The organism is uncultured Winogradskyella sp. (assembly GCF_947496485.1).
Taxonomy (GTDB): Bacteria; Bacteroidota; Bacteroidia; order Flavobacteriales; family Flavobacteriaceae; genus Winogradskyella.
The window spans coordinates 533,525-555,846 of record NZ_CANMCZ010000001.1 but is presented as its reverse complement, the minus strand read 5'-3'; the positions used below and the strand labels follow the sequence as shown (position 1 = coordinate 555,846).

Here is a 22,322-nt window from a genome sequence, read left to right as displayed (position 1 = left end):
ATGAGTATGATGATATTAGCCGCAAATACAGTTGGAACAATAGTAGCAACAGTAGCAGCCTTTTTATTGGTGACGCTTTTGTTGGTAGCATTATTGTTAGTCGTAAAACAAAAATTATCGCCATCTGGTCCAGTAAAGATTTTGATTAATGGTGAGCGTGAAATTGAAGTAGCTTCTGGTAGTACACTTTTAAACACACTAGGTAGTAACAAAGTATTTTTACCATCTGCTTGTGGTGGTGGTGGAACTTGTATTCAGTGTGAGTGTCATGTATTATCAGGTGGAGGTGAAGCTTTACCAACAGAAACACCTCACTTCTCAAGAAAAGAATTGCAACACGGAGCACGTTTAGCTTGCCAAGTAAAAGTAAAGCAAGACATGGAGATTACCATTCCAGAAGAGGTTTTTGGTATTAAGAAGTGGGAAGCGACTGTTGTTAGAAATTATAACGTAGCATCATTTATTAAGGAATTTGTTGTTGAAATTCCAGAAGATATGGGTTACAAAGCAGGTGGATATATTCAGATTGAAATTCCAGAATGTACAATTAACTATAAAGATATAGACATAACTGCCCATCCAGAAGAACATGAAACACCAGATAAGTTTCAAGCTGAATGGGATAAGTTTGGACTATGGCCTTTAGTGATGAAAAATACAGAAACTGTGGAGAGAGCATATTCAATGGCCTCTTATCCAGCAGAAGGGCGTGAGATTATGTTAAACGTTCGTATTGCGACTCCACCATGGGATCGTGCTAAAAACGGTTGGATGGATGTAAATCCTGGAGTAGCATCATCTTATATTTTTGCTCAAAAACCTGGTGATAAAGTAACGATTTCTGGACCTTACGGTGAATTCTTCATTAATGAGTCTGAGAGTGAAATGCTTTACGTTGGTGGAGGTGCAGGTATGGCACCAATGCGCTCGCATCTATATCACTTATTTAGAACTATTAAAACTGGTCGTAAAGTGACGTATTGGTATGGAGGTCGTTCTAAGCGTGAGTTATTTTACATAGAGCACTTCAGAAAACTAGAAAAAGATTTCCCTAACTTTAAATTCTACATGGCACTTTCTGAGCCTATGGAAGAAGATAACTGGAAAGTTAAAACAGACATCAACGATGAATCTGGTGATGGGTTTGTAGGCTTTATACATAATTGTGTAATTGATAATTATTTGAATCATCATGAAGCTCCAGAAGATATAGAATTATACTTCTGTGGTCCACCATTAATGAACCAAGCCGTTCAGAAAATGGGTGAAGATTTCGGAATCCCAGATGAGCATATTAGATTTGATGACTTTGGCGGCTAGTCGCTAAGGGATATTTGGCAGATTTGTCATTCTGAACTTGTTTCAGAATCTTAAATAAAAGGAAAACCAACGTATTTACGTTGGTTTTTTTATCTCTAAACTAGTTCTATCTTAGTGTCGAATTTCTTAAATTCAAATAATAAGCTACAATCCATCATATCTTTCTTATTGTCTAATTTACACAATGTTGAAACCACTTCACATAAACCATTAAACAAAATGACTTTGTCTTTGAAATAGTCTGGCTTATGACAATAATTTTGTCCTAAACGATAGCCACACCCTTTTAAAAATGACTCCTCAATTTTAAGAAGTTCGAGAGGTGTGTAACCATTAAACTTTCTTCCTAAGTTTTGATGTACCAAACCAACATAGTTCAGTCTAACTGAGCCATGCAAATCGGTCATATGTTTCCAACTATCTTTGTTGTCTAATATATTACCTACAGCACATTGTTTGCAGTCCTCAGGATTTAAGCTGTTGTTGTGAAAGGCTATATATAATTTGTTAATGGCACTGTCAAAACGATCTGAAGTTTGCATAATTTTTTATTTTCTTTTTCAAGATAAAAGATAAGAAAAAATTATTTGTATTCCATAATCAAAAATACTGCAGTAGTTTTTCCAATATTTAAAACCTCATGAGAAGTGACTTTTTCATTACTGAAGCTATAACCGGTTGGTACATCTATTTCTCTAATACCAGTAGTGTCTGTGATTCTAAATTTCCCTCCAGCTAATGTATAACCAAAATGTGGATTGTGATAGTGCTTTTCGTGACCTACACCAGGCGCAAAAGTACATTTAAGTATTCTTAACTCTTTATTATCTTGCAAAACTTCGCAGACAGTATTCCCTTTCCAACCAGCTTCTAATGGATCTGGTAATGAATTTTTAGTTTTACATCCAGAAATAAGAACAACTAACCCAAGAGTAAAAAAAAGAAGTATATATTTTTTAGTCATAAGATTTTAAAGTTACATAAATTTATAATCTATATAAGAAAACCTCAGATTTTTACGTTCATTCTTTATGAAGAAAGGCATATTTGTTTTACTAGGATTATCAATTGTTTTGCTTTTAGCATTTCAACTTAAACCGATAAACAAAGTTATTGAGGCTGCAACCGCTATTATTGAAACACCGAGTCTAATTAATAAGGATAGTTTAACTATAAAATCTAGAGTCAATGTTCCTGATGGGTATGAGAGAGTAGATTATGCTAAAGGCAATTTTGAGGATTACCTTAGAAACTATAAACTAAAAACCTTCGGAAGTAAAATAATAAACTATGATGATTCAGAATACTTCTGGCAAGGAGGTCATATCGGAATTTTAGATATTCCAGTGCCTAAAAATGGCTTGCAACAATGTGCAGATGCGTTAATTAGAATTAGAAGTGAATACCTTTGGGACAACAATAGAAAAGACGAAATAGGTTTTAAATTTACATCTGGACATTACTGCTCCTGGAAGAAATATGCTGACGGGTATCGTCCTAAAATTAGTGATAATAAAGTAACATTCCATAAAACAGCAAGTGCTAATACTTCAAAGGATAATTTTTATAAGTACTTAAATTTAATCTATATGTATTCTGGTACCTTGTCACTTTATAATGAATTAGAGTCTGTTGATGCAGAAGACCTACGAATAGGAGATATGCTCATTAAAGGCGGTTCACCTGGCCATATTGTTATGATTTGTGATGAGGTTATTGACGCGAAAGGTGACAAGCTATTTTTATTATTTCAAGGTAATACTCCTGCTCAAAGCGTACATTTGGTTAAAAATCTAGAAGACGCTTCTATTTCTCCATGGTATCAATTGGAGGATGCTACTGTTATACCTGTTTCAAATTATACATTTAGTAGCTCAAAATTTGTGAGGTTTAAATAGCAACTTCTTATCTTTGCATAATGAGCAAACCTCTTACACCTCAAGAAATACATAATCTAGCTATGAATCATGTTGGTAAGGATTTAGAAGCACGTGGTTTTGAGTTTGTAGCTATTAACAGTACGTTAAAGCGCCATCCACAATTTGTATGTATAGACAAAAATAGCCAATACTTTTTTGTTGTAGTTAGAGCTGTAATTCTACCAGAAAATCCTAATAATTACGACGTCGTTTGGATGGAAACCTTCAAAAAGCATGCTTATGAAAAGGATGCTAAAGTTTTATATGCAGGAGTTGGTTTGGGAAATCCTGAAGGAGAAGATTTACCTATTTATTTAGACGAAGAATACCTTATTGAATATAATGGTATTCAAGTGATTGAAATGAATTTGAACTGATATGAAAAAAATAATTAGTGTTTTAACTCTTATAATATTTTTATCCTGCTCTGAGGAAGAACCAAAAAACATTAAACTTTCAGGTCCAGTTTTCGGCACAGGTTTTAATATTCAATACTATTCTGAAGATCTTATAAATTATCAAAAGCAGTTTGATAGTTTATTTAATGTCGTCAATCAATCATTATCGACTTATATTCCAAATTCTGATATATCTCAACTTAATAGAAACGAAACTACTAAAGTTGACAATCATTTTGAAAATGTATTTAAAGCTTCAAAAATTATCTATAGACTAACCGAAGGTGTTTTTGACCCAACTATTGGTAATGTAGTTAATGCATGGAATTTTGGTGCAGAGAAGAATAAATTTTTAACGGATAGTACAACTGTAGATAGTCTCATGCAATTTGTAGGTTTCAACAGAGTCGGACTTATAGATAATCATATTAAAAAACCAAAAGAAACCTATTTAGAATTTAATGCTATTGCTAAAGGTTATGGTATAGATGTTATAGCTAACTTTCTAGAATCTAAAGGAATAGAAAACTATTTAGTTGATATTGGTGGTGATTTAAGAACATCTGGAATTAATTTCGAAAGTAAAAAGGGGTGGACCGTTGGCATAGATGATCCAAATTTTGATGGTAGACAATCATACTCTAAAGTTATTACCTTGAAAGATGAAGCCATGGCTACTTCTGGTACGTATAGAAAATTTAGAATTGACGAGAATGGAAATCGCTATGCTCATATAATTAACACAAAAACAGGTTATCCTACAAAAACTAATATTCTAAGTGTATCAGTTATTGCGCCAGATTGTATGACTGCAGATGGTTATGCGACTGCATTTCAAGCTATGGGAATCGAAAAAGTAACTTGGTTCTTAAACTCGCATCCGGAGTTAAAGGTTTATTTTATATATGAGTCTGAAAATAAAGAGCTTAGAACTTTAACTCTAAATAATTTTCCAGAATAGTAACTTTTAATGTGACCTACATTTATATTGTGGGTCTTATAATTGCTATTAATCACTATTTAAAAGAAGTTACATCTTGTTCGTTTGATGTAGCTTTTTTTATTTATAAACTACAGGAATGATCTCGCCTTTGGCTAAGCGATATTTATCAATTTCAGAATCAGAAAGTTGAGAAGTATAATCAACTTCTTCAACTTTAAAACCTATTGAGCGTAGTTTGTCAAAATAATCTCTACCATAAATACGTACATGGTCGTACTGCCCAAAGATTTTTGCACGTTCTGCTTTATCGGTTATAGTATCGTCTTCAAAAGTAAGCTCACGATTTAAATCTTGGGGAATTTGAAGTATACCGTAACCACCAGGTTTCATTACTCTATATAATTCTTGCATAGCCTTTGTATCATCAGGTATATGTTCTAAAACATGATTACATAGAATGACATCATAACTATTATCTTCAAAAGGCAAGTCGCATATATCAGCTTTTACATCTGCAATTGGTGATAATAAGTCTGTTGTTGTATAATCTAAGTTATTTAATTTTCTAAAACGCTTTAGAAAGCATTGCTCAGGTGCAAAATGTAATACTTTTAGATGCTCAGAAAAGAAGTTTGTTTCATTTTTTAAATACAACCAAAACAATCGATGTCTTTCTAAAGAAAGAGTGGAAGGAGATAGTACATTCGGTCTTTGTTTGCCATAGCCATAAGGCAAAAAGGTTCTAAAATTTTTACCATCTATTGGATCTGTGAATTTATCTCCTTTTAGAAAAAAGGCTAAAATCGGACGAACCAGATAACTCAACCTAATTAATATAGGTCTTGGTATTGTATTTAGAAAAAATTTAAAAAGTGATTTCATTTTAAAGCACTAGAGCTTTTTGTCGAAATTTATCTTCTTCATCAGAAGTTATGCCCAAAGCTTCATGCACATAGGCAAATGTTGAGAGTATTTCTGGTTGCCCATTAACGATAGCAACATCGTGCTCAAAATGTACACTTGGTTTTCCGTCTTGGGTAACAATGGTCCAACCGTCTTTGAGCTGTTTTATTTTATGAGTACCCATATTTATCATAGGCTCAATGGCAACAACCATACCTTCAATAAATTTCTTTCCTCTACCACGTCTTCCATAGTTTGGCATTTCTGGGTCTTCATGCATTTTTCGTCCTAAACCATGACCAACTAATTCTCTTACAACACCATATCCTTCTGCTTCACAATATTGCTGAATCGCATAACCAACATCACCAACTCTGTTTCCAATTTTTAATTGTTCTATACCTATGTAAAGAGATTCTTTGGTGATTTTAATTAATTTTTTGGTCTCTTCACCAACCTCACCGATTTCAAAAGTATAAGCGTGGTCACCATAAAAATCATTCATTAGTGCTCCGCAATCTATAGATACTATATCTCCATCTTTTAATGGAGTATCTGTAGGTAACCCATGTACTACAGCTTCATTAACACTGCATAAAAGTGTAGAAGGGCAGTCATAGAGTCCTTTAAAACCAGGTAAAGCACCATGGTCTCTAATAAATTCTTCCGCAATAGCATCTAAGCGATTAGTAGTAACACCTTCTTTTGTTTCTTTTGCAAGCATGCCCAAGGTTTTAGATACTATTAAAGCACTTTGACGCATTAATTCTATTTCCTCTGCCGTTTTTACTATAATCATGTTTCTAATGTTGAGGGAACAAAGATAGGTAATTATAACAATTTTAAAATGTTTCTAAAACATGATAAAAGACAGTTTTTCTGAACGTTTTCTGACGTAATTTTATAACCTTAAAACTAATATATTATGTACAAAGTAGTAAGTGCAGAAGAAGCTCTAAAAATTGTAAAATCTAATGATAAAATATATCTCCATGCTGCTGCTGCAGTTCCAAATGTACTGATAGATGCTCTTACTGATAGGCATAAAGAACTTAGAAATGTTGAGATTTGTCAGTTGCATACCGAAGGTCCAGCTCCATATGCTAATCCAGAATTAGCAGATAGTTTTCATGTAAATTCATTTTTTATTGGGAAGAATGTACGTCACACTTTGCATGCAGGAAATGGTTCTTATACTCCTGTCTTTTTGAGTGAAGTGCCTTTGTTGTTTAAAAGAAATATTGTGGATTTACAAGTAGCTCTAATTCATGTTTCTATTCCAGATAAGCATGGATATTGCTCATTAGGTGTTTCAGTAGAAGCAACTTTAGCAGCTATTGATAATGCAGATTATGTTATTGCACAGGTTAATAAACAAATGCCTAGAACTTTTGGAGACGGAATTATCCATGTTACTGAGATTGATGCTTTTGTTGAATGTGATGAACCATTACCGACACATCCTGTAACAGCACCAACAGAAATTGAAACCAAAATTGGTGACTATGTTGCAAACTTAATTGAGGATCGAAGTACTTTGCAAATGGGAATAGGAAATATTCCTAATGCCGTTTTATCAAGACTACATAATCATAAAGATTTAGGATTGCATACAGAAATGTTTTCTGATGGTGTTATTGATTTAATTCTTAAAGATGTAATTAATGGTAATTATAAAGGTGTAAATCCAGGGCGCGCTTTGGCCACTTTTTTAATGGGATCACAACGTTTGTACGATTATGTAAATGATAATCCTTACGTTGAGATGCGTTCTTCAGATTATGTAAATGATGTATCAATAATTAAACAGAATCCAAGAATGGTTGCAATTAACTCTGCAGTGGAGGTAGATGTTACCGGACAAGTATGTGCTGATTCTATTGGCTCTAAAATGTACTCTGGTGTTGGAGGACAAATGGACTTTATTAGAGGTGCTTCCTTAAGTGAAGGTGGTAAGGCTATTATTGCTCTTCCATCTACTACAAGACATGGAGTAAGTAGAATAGTGCCATCACTAAAGACTGGAGCAGGTGTTGTAACAACCAGAGCTCATGTGCAATACTTAGTTACGGAATATGGCGTTGCAAATTTATATGGAAAAACGATAAAAGAGCGTGTAAAAGCTTTGGTTAATATTGCCCATCCTGACCATAGAGAATCTATTGATAAGGCCTATTTTGAAATGGTTTAATTATGCAAGATAATTAGAATTGCCACCATTTTTTTTGTGCTCTTTTTATATCTGGTATTTCATTGGTAATCATTTGGTAAATTTCTCCCCAACCCAAAATACCTCCAATGTTTCTATCATCTATAAAAAGGTCTGCATGGATTTTTCGACTTCTAGTGTTATCAAATTTTTCTTCAGGAAAGCTAGCATTTACTGCATAAAACTCAATACCATTTTCTTGGCAAAAATCAACGGCTTCTTGTAGTTTAGATCCACTTCTATAAGTCCAAAGAATTAATCTGTGGTTATCTTGTTGTAATCGTTTTAAAGTTTCAAATGCGAAGATGCGTGTTTTACCAATTTTTGGATAAGCGTCTTCTACGATGGTGCCATCAAAATCTACTGCTATTATTAATCTATCTTGAAAATTCATGCTATTGTCAATTGTAGGGCAAAGGTACAATATTAAGGGTTTTATACAAGGCTATGTTGTGTCATTGCCTTTGGTTTTGGTATTCCAATTAGTTTTAAAATAGTGGGAGCGATATCACCCAAAATTCCATCCTCTATGTGTTTTAAATCCTTATCAATTAAAATAATCGGGACAGGATTTGTTGTATGAGCTGTATGTGGTGAACCATCAGGATTTATCATAGTCTCACAATTACCATGGTCTGCAATTAAGATTGTTGTATAATCATTTTCTAATGCAGTGTTTACAACATCTTTTACACATTCATCTACAGCTTCACAAGCTTTTATAGCAGCTTCCATTACTCCTGTATGGCCAACCATATCACCATTTGCAAAATTTAAACATACAAAATCGACATCTCCTCTTTGTAATTCTGGGATTAAGGCATCTCTAAGTTCATATGCACTCATTTCTGGTTTTAAATCGTAAGTAGCTACTTTTGGCGAATTTCTTAATATTCTTGTTTCTCCTTCAAAAGGTTCTTCTTGTCCTCCTGAAAAGAAAAATGTGACATGAGGATATTTCTCTGTCTCTGCTATTCTAATTTGTTTTTTATGATATTTTTCTAAAACTTCTCCAAGGGTTTCAGAAAGATTATCTTTATTGAAAACTACATTTATACCTTCATAGTTATCATCATAATTAGTTAATGTAACATAATAAAGATTCAACTTATGCATGTTATACTCGTGAAAATCTTTTTGAGATAATACTTCAGTTAATTGACGTCCACGATCGGTTCTAAAGTTAAAGAATATGACAACGTCATCATCTTTAATAGTTGTTACAGGATTATTTTCAGTATCAACTGCGATAATAGGTTTTATAAATTCGTCGGTAATATTGTTTTCGTAATTGTCTTGAATGGATTTTAAAACATTTTGAGTTTTTTCGCCTTCACCATTTACTAAGGCATCGTAAGCTAATTTTACACGTTCCCAACGTTTGTCTCTATCCATTGCATAATATCGCCCAGTTACAGTTGCCAATTTTGCTGATGTTTTATTGGTGTGTTCCTCTAAGTCAGAAATAAATCCATAACCAGATTTTGGGTCAACGTCTCTACCATCAGTAAAGGCATGAACAAAAACTTTATCTAGGCCATAATCATTGGTAGCATTGAGTAAACCAAAAAGATGATTAATATGTGAGTGTACTCCACCATCACTCACTAAACCTAATAAATGAACATTTTTATTGTTGGTTTTGGCATATTCAAAAGCCGTTTTTAACACAGGTTCTTCACGAAGTGTTTTGTTTTTTAAGGCTAAGTTAATTTTAACCAAATCTTGATAAACAATTCTTCCAGCACCTAAATTCATGTGTCCGACTTCACTATTTCCCATTTGTCCTTCAGGTAAACCCACATGGAGACCATCAGTTCTTAAACTTGCACTTGGATATTTAGTATAAAGTGAGTCTATATATGGTGTCTCAGCATTATCTATAGCAGAAACTTTAGGGTCAGGTGATTTTCCCCAACCATCTAAAATCATTAAAATTACCTTTTTGTTCATTTCTAATTTTTTAGTCATTTCAAAGATAACATATACAACTCTATAACAAATTTATGGACTGAAAAATTTGTAATATTAAGTCTGTTTTAAGTTTTAATATTCCGACGTAAAAGTTGATCTTGTGTTTTATGATGACATTAACATATTTGTTTTCAAAGCGTTAAATAAATGTTATATAACTTTTTTTTGTGTAACAGATTAGATCATAAGTCGTCTCTTTAATATAATCGAAAAACAAATCAATTAAATTTAAAATCTTTCATCATGAAAAAATCAGTAGTAGTTTTAGCCTTAGCATTGGGCTTTTCAATTTGTAATTTAAATGCATCAAACGAAATTTTAACTTCAGAAGTAAATGAAGTCACTGTAAAAACAGTTGAAGTTAGTCCTTTATGTAAGGCAGTTGCAACTGGCAATTTAGAAGAAGTAAACAAGCTTATTAAGGCTGGTGTAGATGTAAATGCAAAGTCTAATGGTATGATGCCAATTCATTACGCAGCAAAATTCAATCGCGTAGAAATTATTAAAGCTTTAATCACAGCAGGTTCTGAAATTCATAAGCCATGTGATTTAGGCTATACAGCTTTAGGACATGCAAAAAAATCAAAAGCTAAAGACGCTGAACTTTTTTTAAAGCGTTTTAAAAAGAAGACTGCCTAAGCGTAGGCAATTATTTGAGTTAGTTAGTTAGTAAATGCGTCTTATTTAAGACGCATTTCTGTTTCTATAATTTCTAATGGCTTCTTTTATCTTTTCAATTCTATTTTCAGGATCTGGATGTGAACTTTGAAACTCAGGAACACGATTTGGACCAGCTGCAGCTTTTAAAATCTCCATTACACCAATCAATTCTTCTGGATTATAGCCTGCATCTATCATAAATTGTACGCCGAGTACATCACTTTCTAATTCATCACCTCTTCCATTTTTAAGAAGCGATCCATTACCAATTTGCTGAGCAACTCCGCCCATATCTATTGCAGCACTTCCCATAGCTAAGGTTTTCCAAAAATTGGCGTTCGTAATACGCTCATTAGAATGTTTTCCGAGGACATGACCAATTTCATGTCCAAGAACTCCAGCTAATTGGTCTTCATTTTGTAACTGAGAAAATAGAGCATATGTAATAAAAATTTGACCGCCTGGTAATGCGAAGGCGTTGATTGTATTTTCGTCCGCTAGTAAATGAAATTCATATTTATATGGTGTGTTTTTTGCAATACTATTGTTAACAAGCTTATTGCCAACATTATCGACAAGAGCTTGTGCTCTATTGTCTGGATGTAACCCACCATGTTGTTGGGCCATTCCAGGTGCACTTTGTAGGCCTATGGCTATTTCTTCTTGTGGAGATAATGAAATCGCTTGTTTTGTGCCAGTGTATGGGTTCACTTCTTCTTGACTGCATTTTCTTAAAAATGCAAATGCAGCAATAGCTACAAATATTAAAATTCGGATTTTGAAACTACCTCTTCTCATAATTGATTTGTGTTAGTGTGATAAATTTACAAAAGTTTGACACAATATTTATCCAAAAGTCATTTGTTTAATTATAAGAATTCTGATTTTTCAATGTTTTTTAATTGTAAAGAATACTCTAAAAGATTTACTTTTATATCAATAAAATAAACCATGACTTATCAATTTAAAATTATTCCGAATGATACTTTAGATCAAATTATTCCTTTGGTTTACGAGCTAAATGATGCTAAAGTAAGTGAAGAACTGCTTAAATCACGTTTTGATGAGATGCAATATCAAAACTATGAATGTGCTACGATTTTTTACAATGAAGAACCAATAGGCGTTACGGGTTTATGGTTTTGTACGAGGCATTACATAGGTAAATCTGTAGAGTTAGACCATGTTTATATTAAACCCGAGTACAGAGGAAAAGGATTGGGGAAACAATTTATGGAATGGATTCATAATTATGTTAAGACGGAAAAAGGTTGTAATTCAATAGAATTAAACACTTATGTTCAAAATTACCCATCACATAAATTTTATTATAACGAAGGTTTCGAAATTCTTGGATATCACTTCCTAAAGAAGTTTTAGTTTATTTTAAAAATTCTAAATCAGTATTAGTTTCTATTTCATAAGGAGCTTTTCCAAATTCAAAAATTCTAGCGTCCAGAGTTCCTTTTAATTTTAATGAATCATCTTTTACTTCTAACCAACTACCTTCTCGTAATCCAATAACTGGTTGTGTGTTATAAGCATGAAACTCCTTAATCCGTGTTTCTCTAGTTTCACCCATATGAGTGCTGCCTGGAATTGGATCTAAATAATGCGGATTGATATTAAATGGCACCAAACCCAAGGTTTTAAAACTTGGAGGATAAACAATAGGCATGTCATTAGTAGTGTTCATAGTTAAGCCACATATATTACTGCCAGCGCTCGTGCCTAAGTATGGTGTTCCACTGGTAACGGCACTTTTTATAGCTGTTAAAACATCATTTTTGTATAACTGATTGACTAAAACAAACGTATTGCCACCACCAACAAAAATAGCTTGAGCGTTTTGAATGGCCTTTTTAGGATTTTCATACTCGTGCAAACCTTTTACAGTTTTCTCTATTTTTTCGAAAGCTTTTGATACAGTTTTAGTGTACTCATCATGAGATATACCTCCAGGTCTCGCATAAGGAATAAACAAAATTTCCTGTGCTGATTTAAAATGAAGCTTAAGCTCATCCAATAAATATTCTAAATAGCCGCTTCCGTGAACGGTAGAGGTACTTGCAATTAGTATAGATTTCAATTTTTTATTTATTTAGTGATTTTATTCCCATTAAGGTTATACTTTTTAAAAATATAGATTTATCATTTAACAAACATTTACAAGCCAATTTTATGACAATTAAAGAATATATCCGAACTTTATTACAAGAATTAAAAATATGAAAAAAATACTACTCGCATTATTTAGTCTTTTTACTTTAATGGCTTTTAGTCAAGAGGTTACCAGAATTTCTGTAAATGGCAGAATTATAGTGCCTACAAATGATAAAGAAGGTGTTGCTGTTTACAACACATCTTCTAATAAAGGTACAGCAACTGATAAAGATGGAAATTTTAAAATTGATGTAACTGTTAATGATATTATAGAATTTAGTGCGCTTCAGTTTCAAGATTTTAGTGTTACTATTACAGAAGATGTTATTAAATCGAAGCAATTGACTGTAATTTTAGTAGAAGAAGTCAATAAATTAGATGAAGTGGTATTATTGCCATTTGGGCTCACAGGTAACCTAAATGCAGATTTGGAAAATGTAAGGACCTATAATGTGAGTTTGGACTACGTCTATTTTGGTTTAGATCATATAGAGGATTTTGAATTTTCTGTAGATTATAAATCTGAAGTAGAAAATGTGGCTTTTAATGAATATAATCCAACAGTTGGCAATATGCTTAACATTGTAAATCTTGCTGGTTTTGTTGTAAGTCAAGTTGTTGATATTGATAAAAATAAATCTTTAGATGAAAAGGGATTAAAGAAAACACCGTTTAAAGAAGCTTTGGATAAATACAGTATTAATTATATTCATTCAAATTTTAAAATACCATTAGACCAAGTAGAAAAATTTATTGATTATGTTGAGGTTCAAGGTGTGGATGATGAACTATTAAAAGAAGATAAAGAAATGCAGTTTTTAGAGCGGATTACTCAACTCAGCGAATCTTTCTTAAAATTGCAAGGTGAAAAAGACTAATGTACTTTTCTTTTTTGTCGTTTTTATTATAGCATTAACTTCGAATGCGCAAACTAAAGACTTAAATGGTCAACTCATTGCAGATGATGAAGTTGAAGGTCTGCATATCCTCAATAAGACATCAGCTAAATATACAGTATCAAATGAAGATGGTAGTTTTGTTATTCCTGCGAAAGCACTAGACACCTTATTTATTTCGGGTTTAAAGTACGAAAATCAAGAGCTAATAATTACACAATCTATAATGGATTTAGGGAGTTTTAGCGTACAATTAATTGAAAAAATAAACGAATTAGATGAGGTTATTGTTGGTAAAATTCTAACAGGTAGTTTAGAATCTGATCTCGAAAATTCTGATGCCAAAACAGAAATTAATTTTTACGATTTAGGTATTCCAGGTTATAAAGGTAAACCATTAACACAAAACGAACGAAAATTACACGATGCAGACGCTGGGCCAATGGGATATATTGGATTGGGCGGAAGTGTTAATTTACATAAGTTGTTGAATAGAATTAGTGGAAGAACTAAAAAATTAAAAGAAATCGTTGCACTAGATAAAGAAGACAATTGTATTGAAAGACTTAGACGAGAATATGAAGAAGCCATCTTTAAAACGGATACTCTAGCCGATAGTTTAAAGAATGAATATTTCTATTTTTGCCAAGAAGATGAAGGGTTTAGAGCTTTATGTGAAGAAAATAATGATTTAAAAGCTATTGAATTTCTGCAAACAAAGTTAAAAGCTTACAAGAAAAATAGGGAATCCGTAACTAAAGATTAACTTTGGAATGCTTTTTGGATTCATCAGAAAAATTACCTTAAATAAAACATGAAATCATTATATATAATACTTGCGTTATTGATAACTCCATTATTCAGTTTGAATAAGGTTGATCACGAATACTATGTTAGTGTAACAGAAATCAAATATGCTGAAGAACAACAATCACTTCAGATTATAAGTCAAATCTTTATAAATGATTTTGAAAAGTTATTGCAAGAGCGTTATGACCAAAATATTAAACTTGCGCCAGATAGTGATTCCAAGTTAATAGAAAAATATATGCAACGCTATTTAGCTGATAAGTTAAAAATTAAGGTGAATGATGGTGTTGTAAAATTCAAATATATAGGTAAAGAATACAAAGATGATATTACATATTGTTATCTCGAAATTGAAAATGTTTCTGAAATAAAATCTATTGAGATTACAAATAGAGTTCTATTCGATATTTTACCAGAACAACAAAACATTGTAAGGCTTAAATTACTTGATAAAAACAAGAGTTTTTTACTTCAACCATACAATGATAAATGCATGTTAAACTTTAACTAAAAACCTGTTAAAGCCATCTTAAATTGCTATTTTAGGCATCATTTTTTAACAACAAAAATTACTATGAAAATTTTAAAGTATTTCTTATGCGCTTTTCTTTTTGTTTCCGCGAGTACATTTGCTCAGAACGAAATAAAACCAGAGCGTAAACCTGGTCACACTAACCAAAACAAATTCAAACAGTTATATGATGAATTTGCTACACCTAATATGTTTAGAACTGGTTCTGGTGCCCCTGGCCCAGCATATTACCAACAGCAGGCAGATTACAAAATGGACATCGAAATCGATGATGTAAATGCAAAATTATATGGAGATGAAACCATTACTTACACAAATAATTCTCCTGATGAATTGAAATATCTTTGGGTTCAGTTAGATCAAAATATGCGTGCCAAGGATTCTAAAACTCCACTTATAAGCGGTTCAGGTATTGGTCCGGCAACGTCTTCCTCAAGAGCAGTAAGAACATATTTAAAAGAGCGTTTTGATGGTGGTTTCAATATTGAACATGTAAAAGATGTCAATGGTAAAGATTTACCGCACATGATTAATCGCACTATGATGCGCATAGAATTGCCAAAAGCAATGAAAAAAGGTGATAAGTTTTCATTCAAAATAAAATGGTGGTACAATATTAATGACCACGTGAAAGATGGTGGGCGTTCAGGATATGAGTATTTTGAAGAAAACGATAATAGAATCTATGTAATGGCACAATTCTACCCGCGTATGGCTGTTTATAATGATGTGGAAGGATGGCAAAATTCTCAATTTTGGGGACGAGATGAGTTTGCTTTACCATTTGGAGATTTTGATGTAAATATTACAGTACCAGCAGATCATATATTAGATGGTACAGGTTATTTAATTAATAGAGAAGAGGTGTTTTCTAAAGATATGATGAAACGCTATAAGGAGGCTAAGAAGTCATATGATAAGCCAGTTATGATCGTAACTCAAGCTGAAGCTGAGAAAACAGAGAAAACTAAGAGTAAGGATAAAAAAACTTGGAAGCTTTCAGCACAGATGGTAAGAGACTTTGGTTTTGCAACATCTCGTAAATTCCTTTGGGATATGATGGCTGTTAAAATTGGTGATAGAGATGTCATGGCTGTATCAATGTATTCTAAAGAAGGAAACCCATTATGGGAACAATGGTCTACAAGGTCCGTAGCCAGTACGTTAAAATCTTATTCTCGTATGACGTTTGATTACCCTTACCACAAAGCAATTTCTGTACATGCACCAATGGGAATGGAGTATCCAATGATATGTTACAACTTTGGTCGTCCTGATAAAGAAGGTAATTATTCTGATAGAACTAAATACGGAATGATAAGTGTAATTATTCATGAGGTTGGTCATAACTTCTTTCCGATGATTGTGAATAGTGATGAACGCCAATGGACGTGGATGGACGAAGGTTTAAATACGTTTGTTCAGTATGTTGCGGAACAAGATTTTGGAGAATGGAACCCAACGGCGCTATCTCCAGGACACGATAAGTATCCATCAAGAAGAGGACCTGCTAAAAATATCGTAAGGTATATGGGAGGAGATCAAGATTTTATTGCGCCAATTATGACTAAAGGGTTAAACACATATCAATTTGGTAGCAATGCTTATAGTAAACCAGCGACTGGTCTTAATATTTTGAGAGAAACTATTATGGGTCGTGAATTGTTTGATTATTCATTTAGAGAGTATGCTAATCGTTGGATGTTTAAGCACCCAACACCAGAAGATTTTTTCCGTACAATGGAAGATGCATCAGCAGTTGATTTAGACTGGTTCTGGAGAGGTTGGTTCTACACTACTGATTATACAGATATTGGAATTAAAGAAGTAAAGAAATTTGCTGTTACTGGTACACCAAACGAAAATGGAAAAAAATTGGCTGAACGATACAATAGAGATCCTAATAGCTTAGTCTATTTTGTAGAAGAAGGCGCTGAAGGTTATGAAGAGGCAATGAAGGAAGGTACTTCTATTGAAAATGTACCTACAGTAAAGGAGTACATTATGGATAATTTTACTCCAGAAGAACAAAAGGCAATGAAAAAAGCACCTAAGTTTTTCTATCAAGTTACATTTGATAAGCCAGGAGGATTAGTGATGCCATTAATCGTAGAATATAAATATGCTGATGGAACTAAGGAAAAAGTAACATATCCTGCTCAAATTTGGAGATTTAACGATGAGGAAGTGAGTAGAACGGTAGCTAGTGATAAAGAGATTGTTTCTATTATAGTAGACCCAGAATTAGAAACGGCAGATATTGATACGTCTAATAATACTTGGCCAATAGAAGTTAAAGAAAGCGATTTTGACAAGTTTAAGAATAAAGTAAAAGATTAAATCTTATAACTATAATTTTAGCCGACTTTATTGAAGTCGGCTTTTTTATTTTTAATATAGTAGTGGTATTATTCACAAAGTCACTCTATATTTGCAAAGTGATACAATTAGCTACATTATTATTTATCGGTGGTACCGAAATTATTTTTATACTATTTATTGTAGTATTGGTTTTTGGTGCAGATAAACTACCTGAAATAGCAAGAGGCCTTGGAAAAGGAATGCGTCAATTAAAAGACGCAACCAATGATATTAAGCACGAGGTTACTAAGAGTGCAAAAGAGAGTAATATTATAGACACAGACGCTGCTAAGGATATTCAAAAAGAAATCAATACAATTAAAGACGACCTCGAAGATTTCACAGGTTCGGTTAAACGAAAATTGTAATTACTGAATTTTTAAAACTACATCACTAATTTTATTAAAAACATAAATAATAGCGATTAAAAATATCAATTATTTAATATATTTAGGAAATCATTAACTAATCTAAATCATATTAAATGAGAAAACTACATGTTAAACTGCTATTTTTAATGGCAATCACAATTCTTTCTTGTACTAAAGAAGACACTTTTATTGAGTCACAATCAGAGACTATTCAATTTCCCAAAGATCCACTTACTATTGAACAAATAAATACTAAAATCTCCGAAACTATAGATAATACAGGAGACTTTGACTGGAGTAAAGTTGACGCACATTTTTTATGGAGTGCAGTTGTAAACGGGCAGAATATCTTATCAATTGGATATGGAAACGAAGGCCAAAGTTTTAGTGAAAACTACGATCCTGAGTTAGAAGAAAAGAAGAATAACATTCTAAATATAGTTATCGAGAATGAAAAAGTAGCTGATGAGAAACTTATTAGAGTTGAGCACGAAATTATAACTGTAATAGATGTTGAAGTAAAAAATATAGAAACCATAATTGCACTTAGAAATAATACTGGTGTTCGTTATTTGGAACCGAATGGCTACAACAGTTATACTCATAATGTTGCTAAAAGCAGTTCTGGGTGCGATAAAAATGCAGACACCATTAATTCATCACATTATACAACAACATCACCCAATAATGCCCAAGTATCTTGGCATTTTAATGAGCATAATATTCAACAAGCTTGGAATTATAGTACAGGTGCTGGTGTTACTATTGGTTTAATAGACACAGGAGTATCAGCCTCACAAAGTTTACTTAATTCTAGCGGGATTAACGATGGTTATTCTAACGGCCGCTTTGTACAAAAGTATGGTACATTCATAGATTCTCGTTGGTGGTGGTCTAGTAATTATGATGGTCCACACGATAAGTGCGGACATGGTACAGCTATGGCATCTGCAATGGCGTCACCAAGAAATGATAATGGTATGCCAGTTGGTGTAGCTTATAATTCTAATTTAGTTGCTTATAGGGCTACCGAAGATGTGCTTTTAAATGATTATCACGAGCGTAAAGGGGTTTCTAGAGCATTAACTGAATTAGGAAACAGAAGTGATGTGAAGATTATTTCTATGTCTATCGGTTATGTTTGGTCCATTGGCAACATAAAGGATGCTGTAAGATATGCTTACAGTAAAGGAAAATTGATTTTTGCGGCAGGTGGAACATCAACAAGTTTTACTAATGGTTTTGGTGTTATTTTTCCAGCAACAATGAGTGAAACAGTCGCGGTTACTGGTGTTGATGATGGTCCAAATTATGATAGATGTGATACTTGTCATAGTGGAAGTAAAATTGACTTTACCATAATTATGGAAGGTGATAACAATACCAGTAAAGCTCCACCAGTTTTAGGGTTTTATAATGGTCAACGTCGTTATACAGGTGGTTCTTCTGTAGCAACAGCGACAACTGCAGGTATAGCGGCATTAATTTGGTCTAAGTATCCTTCTTGGAGTAGAACCCAAGTCTTAAATCGATTAAAACAGTCTTCTGATTTTTATCCAAGTAAAAGCAGCAGCTTCGGTTATGGAAACATTGATGCATTACAAGCTGTACAGTAAATAAGTCATTGAATTCAAATAAAAACCTCTTCATCAAATGAAGAGGTTTTTTACGTTTACTTTTTTCGACTAATAGTTAATCCATCTCGTATAGGTAGCAATACAGTTTCAATACGATTATCAGTTTTTAGAAGTGTATTATAATCTAAAACAGCTTTTGTAGATATATCTTTTTCATCAAGAGGCTCAATAACCTTTCCATGCCAGAGCACATTATCAGAAAGTATAATGCCTCCAGAATTTAGTTTATCTATAATTAAGTGGAAGTAATTACTGTAATTAGGCTTATCTGCATCAATAAAAACCAAATCAAAAGTTGTATTTAAAGTTGGAATAATATCCAATGCATTTCCTGTATATTGAAATATTTGTTGTCCGTAATCAGATTTATCAAAATATTTACGTTGAAAGTCAACTAGCTCTTCATTGATATCTATAGTGTGTATTTCACCGTCAGATTTTAGTCCTTCAGCTAGGCATAAGGTTGAATAGCCTGTAAAAGTTCCTAGTTCTAATATGGTTTTAGGATGTATTAATTTAGATATCATACTTAAAACTCTACCTTGGTAAGATCCACTAAGCATAATAGGTTGTAGTACTTTCTGATACGTTTCTCTGGTTAATTGTTGCAGTAATTCAGGTTCTTGTTCAGAATGATTTACAACGTATTCGTCTAATTTTTCAGGTAAAAAATGCACTATGATAATATTCGTTTTATCAATTTATCTTTTGCAGCGTCATCATCTCCACACAACCATTGTATAACATTATCTTCCCAAATAGCATCACGTTCAGTAGCAGTTATGATTTCTTGTTCCATAGCCAAATCTAATATTTTACCAGGATAAGAGGATTGTTTTTCGCTTTCCATTTCTCCGAGAGGATAAGGATCATCTAATCCCATTAGGACTTGTTTTGAGCCTTGATTTTTTATCAGTAATTCTAATCCTCCAGTATCATGTACCAAAGTATCAAAGAATATATTTTTATGACCAACAGCTTTCCTTGGATGGCTTTTACCTTCAAATAAATCTGGTCTTCCATCAAAACCTTGAATACGTCTTCCTAAGTTTATTTGTGCCAATTGTCCGCCATGAGCAAAGCAAGTTCGCATATTTGGGAATTTATCTTGTAATCCATTTAAAGTTAAAAAATGGTAGGCATCTGCACATTGTGCTAACATCCAAATGAGATGAAAACGCCAAGAGGTGTTTTCTAGTTTTATGAATTTTTCGCCATCATAAGGATGAACCTCTACTGCAAGGTTGTATTTATTTGCCAATTCAAAAATGGGTTCATTTTCCTCGTCAAAAATGCAACGCCAAGTTCCAATAGTATCCATGTAATGCGTTGGCAAGCATAAAAGTTGCATACCTAATTCTTCAACGCAGCGCTCTATTTCCCAGCAAGCACCACGAACAAATCCTGGATGTACAACAAAGCCACAAGTGAATTTACTAGGATTTTCATGTTGAACTTTAGCATTAAAATCATTCTGAAAACGCAGCGCTTGTTTCATTTCCTCAACTCGCAATCCGTTACCATAAAGTTGAGATAAGTTTAAAACTACCGCATGATCAATTTTAAATCGTTCCATCCAAGCTAACTTTTCATTTAAAAAGAAGCTCGAATCTGTAATTGGACGATTCCAATCTTTTTGAAGCATAAATTTACGGTCTTTGTCTACCCAAAAAATGCCTTTATCTTTCATAAACTGAGGAATTTCCTCAGGATAGGGAAGGAGGTGAGAGTGACCGTTTATTCTTAGTTTTCGTTTACTCATCTAGTTGAACCTTTTTAGGTGGCTGCATTACTTCACCACAATTAGGGCAACTACGTTTATCTTTATCGCCATAATATTTATCAAATATAGCTGGCATATCTGTTTCAATATTATCTAAAGTAAAATCTTCTTCATACAACTTTGTAGTACAATTTTCACAGAACCAAAGTAAAGCATCTTGCACTCCTTTTTCTCTTGGATATTCAATAACTAAACCAACAGTATTAGCACCTCGCTGAGGTGAATGTGGAACTTTTGGTGGTAATAAGAAAATTTCACCTTCTTTAATATGAATATCTTTTGGAGTGCCTTTGTCAATAACCTTTAAAGTAATGTCTCCTTCAACCTGATAGAAAAATTCAGGTGTTTCATTATAGTGATAATCTTTTCTACTATTAGGACCTCCAACAACCATTACGATAAAATCACCATCTTTCCAAACGACTTTATTACCAACTGGTGGTTTTAATAAGTGACGATTTTCTTCAATCCAAGCTTTGAAATTTATGGGCGGAAATAATTTACTCATGATATGATACTTTTTAAATTTTGTCATTTCGCATTTGATGCGGAATCTAATTTAATGAGATCCTGAATCAAGTTCAGGATGACAACCGATTAATTGTAGGTTTGTATAAAGTTACAAACTTTTTGTACGACCACCATCAACAGGAAGATTAATTCCATTAATATAACTAGCACGTTCGCTAGCTAAAAATGTAATCGCATCAGCTAATTCTTCAGGCTTTGCAAAACGTTTTGCTGGTACAGCATTTTTCATTGCGTTGGCAGACTCTTCTTCAGATTTACCAGTTTTAGCAGATTTGTTTTTTATGATTTCAGTTAAACGCTCAGTTCCTGTGGCTCCGGGTAATACATTATTTACGGTAATACCAAATTGCCCTAGTTCATTTGCTAAAGTTTTACTCCAATTAGCGACAGCTCCACGAATCGTATTACTAACGCCTAAGCCATCTAAGGGTTGTTTAACAGATGTTGAAATTACATTTATTATTCGCCCGTAGTTTTGGTCTTTCATAAAAGGAACAACAGTTTGTGCTAAGACATGATTGCATTTTAAATGTTGGGTAAATGCGTTTTCAAATTCTTCAATTTTAGCAGAAAATACAGGTCCACCAGCTGGTCCTCCAGTATTATTAATCAGAATATGAAAGCCATGATGTTTACTAATGTAGTCCTCAACTTTTTCTTTTAACTCTGTAGAATTAGAAAAATCCGCAACAATGTAATCGTGATTACGATGCTTTGGTAATTCTGCTAAAGTAGCTTTTAACTTGTCTTCATTGCGAGCAATTAAAGTAATTACAGCTCCTTCTTCTGCTAATGCTAACACTGTTGCTTTACCTATACCTGCAGTACTTCCGCAAACTAATGCGTATTTATTGTTTAATTCTAAGTTCATAATATTTCCTGCGAAGGCAGGAATTTGTTTTTAGGTTTATA

At 33.0% G+C, this 22,322-nt stretch carries 25 protein-coding genes; 13 read left to right on the top strand and 12 right to left on the bottom strand.

The window, feature by feature from the left end:
- Positions 1-9: 9 nt before the first annotated feature.
- On the top strand, positions 10-1,320 hold the full coding sequence (gene nqrF, locus Q0822_RS02320; RefSeq protein ID WP_299122242.1) for an NADH:ubiquinone reductase (Na(+)-transporting) subunit F: 1,311 nt from the start codon (positions 10-12) through the stop codon (positions 1,318-1,320).
- 95 nt (positions 1,321-1,415) lie between these two features.
- On the opposite strand, the gene Q0822_RS02315 is transcribed toward nqrF, so the two are convergent.
- Together Q0822_RS02315 and Q0822_RS02310 are read right to left on the bottom strand one after the other, a co-directional pair.
- Positions 1,416-1,862, bottom strand: a complete 447-nt coding sequence (locus Q0822_RS02315) for a Na(+)-translocating NADH-quinone reductase subunit F (protein WP_299119642.1) — start codon at positions 1,860-1,862, stop codon at positions 1,416-1,418.
- Positions 1,863-1,903: 41 nt separating this feature from the next.
- The gene (locus tag Q0822_RS02310) at positions 1,904-2,284 is read right to left on the bottom strand and encodes a cupin domain-containing protein (protein ID WP_299119639.1); all 381 of its coding nucleotides are present in this window, start codon (positions 2,282-2,284) and stop codon (positions 1,904-1,906) included.
- Positions 2,285-2,351: 67 nt separating this feature from the next.
- Between Q0822_RS02310 and Q0822_RS02305 the strand changes: the two genes are divergently transcribed.
- Genes Q0822_RS02305 through Q0822_RS02295 form a run of 3 tightly spaced genes read left to right on the top strand, consistent with a single transcriptional unit; the run spans position 2,352 to position 4,598 of the window.
- Complete coding sequence (locus Q0822_RS02305; protein WP_299119636.1) at positions 2,352-3,218, top strand: DUF4846 domain-containing protein; 867 nt, start codon at positions 2,352-2,354, stop codon at positions 3,216-3,218.
- 20 nt (positions 3,219-3,238) lie between these two features.
- Positions 3,239-3,616, top strand: coding sequence for a Na(+)-translocating NADH-quinone reductase subunit F (locus Q0822_RS02300; RefSeq protein WP_299119634.1), 378 nt, complete (start codon positions 3,239-3,241; stop codon positions 3,614-3,616).
- A gap of 1 nt (position 3,617) precedes the next feature.
- A complete protein-coding gene (locus tag Q0822_RS02295; protein WP_299119633.1) occupies positions 3,618-4,598 on the top strand; it encodes an FAD:protein FMN transferase in 981 nt (326 codons plus the stop codon).
- A gap of 99 nt (positions 4,599-4,697) precedes the next feature.
- On the opposite strand, the gene Q0822_RS02290 is transcribed toward Q0822_RS02295, so the two are convergent.
- Complete coding sequence (locus tag Q0822_RS02290; protein WP_299119630.1) at positions 4,698-5,462, bottom strand: class I SAM-dependent methyltransferase; 765 nt, start codon at positions 5,460-5,462, stop codon at positions 4,698-4,700.
- A gap of 1 nt (position 5,463) precedes the next feature.
- Positions 5,464-6,282 (bottom strand): type I methionyl aminopeptidase, encoded by an 819-nt coding sequence (gene map / locus Q0822_RS02285; protein ID WP_299119627.1) that lies wholly within the window; start codon positions 6,280-6,282, stop codon positions 5,464-5,466.
- A gap of 126 nt (positions 6,283-6,408) precedes the next feature.
- Here map and Q0822_RS02280 point away from each other — a divergent pair, with 126 nt between their 5' ends.
- On the top strand, positions 6,409-7,674 hold the full coding sequence (locus Q0822_RS02280) for an acetyl-CoA hydrolase/transferase C-terminal domain-containing protein (RefSeq protein ID WP_299119624.1): 1,266 nt from the start codon (positions 6,409-6,411) through the stop codon (positions 7,672-7,674).
- Between the two features lie 13 nt (positions 7,675-7,687).
- On the opposite strand, the gene Q0822_RS02275 is transcribed toward Q0822_RS02280, so the two are convergent.
- Positions 7,688-8,086, bottom strand: coding sequence for a BT0820 family HAD-type phosphatase (locus tag Q0822_RS02275; protein WP_299119622.1), 399 nt, complete (start codon positions 8,084-8,086; stop codon positions 7,688-7,690).
- Between the two features lie 41 nt (positions 8,087-8,127).
- Positions 8,128-9,645: a 2,3-bisphosphoglycerate-independent phosphoglycerate mutase gene (gene gpmI, locus Q0822_RS02270; RefSeq protein WP_299119619.1), complete on the bottom strand. Its 1,518-nt coding sequence runs from the start codon at positions 9,643-9,645 to the stop codon at positions 8,128-8,130.
- Between the two features lie 264 nt (positions 9,646-9,909).
- On the opposite strand from gpmI, the gene Q0822_RS02265 reads away from it, so the two are divergent.
- Positions 9,910-10,305: an ankyrin repeat domain-containing protein gene (locus Q0822_RS02265; protein ID WP_299119616.1), complete on the top strand. Its 396-nt coding sequence runs from the start codon at positions 9,910-9,912 to the stop codon at positions 10,303-10,305.
- A 45-nt stretch (positions 10,306-10,350) separates the two neighbouring features.
- On the opposite strand, the gene Q0822_RS02260 is transcribed toward Q0822_RS02265, so the two are convergent.
- Positions 10,351-11,124 carry a M48 family metalloprotease gene (locus Q0822_RS02260; protein WP_299119613.1) on the bottom strand — a complete coding sequence of 258 codons (774 nt, stop codon included), beginning with the start codon at positions 11,122-11,124 and terminating at the stop codon, positions 10,351-10,353.
- A gap of 153 nt (positions 11,125-11,277) precedes the next feature.
- On the opposite strand from Q0822_RS02260, the gene Q0822_RS02255 reads away from it, so the two are divergent.
- Positions 11,278-11,706: a GNAT family N-acetyltransferase gene (locus Q0822_RS02255; protein WP_299119610.1), complete on the top strand. Its 429-nt coding sequence runs from the start codon at positions 11,278-11,280 to the stop codon at positions 11,704-11,706.
- Between the two features lies 1 nt (position 11,707).
- Here the strand turns inward: Q0822_RS02255 and pepE are convergent, their stop codons facing one another.
- Positions 11,708-12,415 (bottom strand): dipeptidase PepE, encoded by a 708-nt coding sequence (gene pepE / locus Q0822_RS02250; RefSeq protein WP_299119608.1) that lies wholly within the window; start codon positions 12,413-12,415, stop codon positions 11,708-11,710.
- A 139-nt stretch (positions 12,416-12,554) separates the two neighbouring features.
- Between pepE and Q0822_RS02245 the strand changes: the two genes are divergently transcribed.
- The 6 genes from Q0822_RS02245 to Q0822_RS02220 all read left to right on the top strand — a co-directional run bounded on the left by Q0822_RS02245 (position 12,555) and on the right by Q0822_RS02220 (position 19,075).
- Positions 12,555-13,367 carry a carboxypeptidase-like regulatory domain-containing protein gene (locus Q0822_RS02245; RefSeq protein WP_299119605.1) on the top strand — a complete coding sequence of 271 codons (813 nt, stop codon included), beginning with the start codon at positions 12,555-12,557 and terminating at the stop codon, positions 13,365-13,367.
- Complete coding sequence (locus tag Q0822_RS02240; RefSeq protein ID WP_299119602.1) at positions 13,354-14,151, top strand: hypothetical protein; 798 nt, start codon at positions 13,354-13,356, stop codon at positions 14,149-14,151. Before Q0822_RS02245 ends, Q0822_RS02240 begins: the two co-directional genes overlap by 14 nt.
- Before the next feature lie 48 nt (positions 14,152-14,199).
- Positions 14,200-14,706, top strand: a complete 507-nt coding sequence (locus Q0822_RS02235) for a DUF6702 family protein (RefSeq protein ID WP_299119599.1) — start codon at positions 14,200-14,202, stop codon at positions 14,704-14,706.
- Between the two features lie 63 nt (positions 14,707-14,769).
- Entirely contained in the window at positions 14,770-17,067 is a 2,298-nt protein-coding gene (locus Q0822_RS02230) for a M1 family metallopeptidase (RefSeq protein WP_299119597.1), read from the top strand.
- Between the two features lie 98 nt (positions 17,068-17,165).
- Positions 17,166-17,456 (top strand): twin-arginine translocase TatA/TatE family subunit, encoded by a 291-nt coding sequence (locus Q0822_RS02225; RefSeq protein ID WP_299119594.1) that lies wholly within the window; start codon positions 17,166-17,168, stop codon positions 17,454-17,456.
- Between the two features lie 116 nt (positions 17,457-17,572).
- On the top strand, positions 17,573-19,075 hold the full coding sequence (locus tag Q0822_RS02220) for a S8 family serine peptidase (protein ID WP_299119591.1): 1,503 nt from the start codon (positions 17,573-17,575) through the stop codon (positions 19,073-19,075).
- A 56-nt stretch (positions 19,076-19,131) separates the two neighbouring features.
- Here Q0822_RS02220 and Q0822_RS02215 read toward each other — a convergent pair whose 3' ends face one another.
- The 4 genes from Q0822_RS02215 to Q0822_RS02200 form a co-directional block, all read right to left on the bottom strand.
- Entirely contained in the window at positions 19,132-19,773 is a 642-nt protein-coding gene (locus Q0822_RS02215; RefSeq protein WP_299119587.1) for an O-methyltransferase, read from the bottom strand.
- Positions 19,773-20,858 (bottom strand): amidohydrolase family protein, encoded by a 1,086-nt coding sequence (locus Q0822_RS02210; protein ID WP_299119584.1) that lies wholly within the window; start codon positions 20,856-20,858, stop codon positions 19,773-19,775. The genes Q0822_RS02215 and Q0822_RS02210 overlap by 1 nt, the downstream gene beginning before the upstream one ends.
- Entirely contained in the window at positions 20,851-21,387 is a 537-nt protein-coding gene (locus tag Q0822_RS02205; protein WP_299119582.1) for a 3-hydroxyanthranilate 3,4-dioxygenase, read from the bottom strand. Before Q0822_RS02205 ends, Q0822_RS02210 begins: the two co-directional genes overlap by 8 nt.
- 111 nt (positions 21,388-21,498) lie before the next feature.
- Entirely contained in the window at positions 21,499-22,281 is a 783-nt protein-coding gene (locus Q0822_RS02200) for an SDR family oxidoreductase (RefSeq protein ID WP_299119580.1), read from the bottom strand.
- Positions 22,282-22,322: the final 41 nt, after the last annotated feature.